Below are 1,584 nucleotides of genomic sequence, written 5' to 3' on the forward strand. Positions count from 1 at the left end.
TTCCCTGAGGTGTGATGCCGAGCCGATTGTGGCGAAGTGGGTGATCCTATGCTGCCGAGAAAAGCCTCTAGTGAGTGTCGCGGCGGCCCGTACCCTAAACCGACTCAGGTGGTCAGGTAGAGAATACCAAGGCGGTCGGGTGAACTGTGGTTAAGGAACTCGGCAAATTGCCCCCGTAACTTCGGGAGAAGGGGGACCTTTACTGGTGATCGGACTTGCTCCGTGAGCTGGTGGGGGTCGCAGTGGCCAGGGGGAAGCGACTGTTTACTAAAAACACAGGTCCGTGCGAAGTCGTAAGACGATGTATACGGACTGACGCCTGCCCGGTGCCGGAACGTTAAGGGGACCGCTTAGCATCTTTCGGGATGCGAAGGTGAGAACTTAAGCGCCGGTAAACGGCGGTGGTAACTATAACCATCCTAAGGTAGCGAAATTCCTTGTCGGGTAAGTTCCGACCTGCACGAATGGCGTAACGACTTCCCCGCTGTCTCAACCACAGGCCCGGTGAAATTGCAGTACGAGTAAAGATGCTCGTTTCGCGCAGCAGGACGGAAAGACCCCGGGACCTTCACTACAGCTTGACATTGGCGTTTGGAGCGTCTTGTGTAGGATAGGTGGGAGACTGGGAAGCGGTAACGCTAGTTATCGTGGAGTCATTGGTGAAATACCACTCTGGTCGTTTTGGACGTCTAACCCGCGCCCGTGAATCCGGGTGGGGGACAGTGTCTGGTGGGTAGTTTAACTGGGGCGGTTGCCTCCTAAAAGGTAACGGAGGCGCCCAAAGGTTCCCTCAGCCTGGTTGGCAATCAGGTGTCGAGTGTAAGTGCACAAGGGAGCTTGACTGTGAGACTGACGGGTCGAGCAGGAGCGAAAGCTGGGACTAGTGATCCGGCATCGGCGTGTGGAAGCGGTGTCGCTCAACGGCTAAAAGGTACCCCGGGGATAACAGGCTGATCTTCCCCAAGAGTCCATATCGACGGGATGGTTTGGCACCTCGATGTCGGCTCGTCGCATCCTGGGGCTGGAGTAGGTCCCAAGGGTTGGGCTGTTCGCCCATTAAAGCGGTACGCGAGCTGGGTTTAGAACGTCGCGAGACAGTTCGGTCCCTATCCGCTGCGCGCGCAGGAGACTTGCGAGGGGCTGTCCCTAGTACGAGAGGACCGGGACGGACGAACCTCTGGTGTGCCAGTTGTTCCGCCAGGAGCACGGCTGGTTGGCTACGTTCGGTAGGGATAACCGCTGAAAGCATCTAAGCGGGAAGCTCGCCTCAAGATGAGGTCTCCCACCACCTTGTGTGGGTAAGGCCCCCTAGAGATGATGGGGTTGATAGGCCGGAAGTGGAAGCGCAGTAATGTGTGGAGCTGACCGGTACTAATAGGCCGAGGACTTGACCATAATTTGCTCGCGTTCACTATGTGATCTCAGAGACAGCAACCGTGTGGTTGTGTGTTTCATGGGGTTACGGCGGTCATAGCGGCAGGGAAACACCCGGTTACATTCCGAACCCGGAAGTTAAGCCTGTCAGCGCCGATGGTACTGCACCGGGGACGGTGTGGGAGAGTAGGACACCGCCGGACAATCTTT

At 57.1% G+C, this 1,584-nt stretch carries 2 rRNA genes; both read left to right on the forward strand.

The features are described from left to right. Positions 1–1,395 (forward strand): 23S ribosomal RNA (locus FH610_RS44105); the annotation flags it as partial. Positions 1,396–1,460: 65 nt separating this feature from the next. Beyond that, positions 1,461–1,577: ribosomal RNA gene (gene rrf, locus FH610_RS42615) — 5S ribosomal RNA — on the forward strand. The last annotated feature ends 7 nt before the right edge of the window (positions 1,578–1,584 follow it).

The organism is Microbispora catharanthi (assembly GCF_006334915.2).
GTDB lineage: Bacteria > Actinomycetota > Actinomycetes > Streptosporangiales > Streptosporangiaceae > Microbispora > Microbispora catharanthi.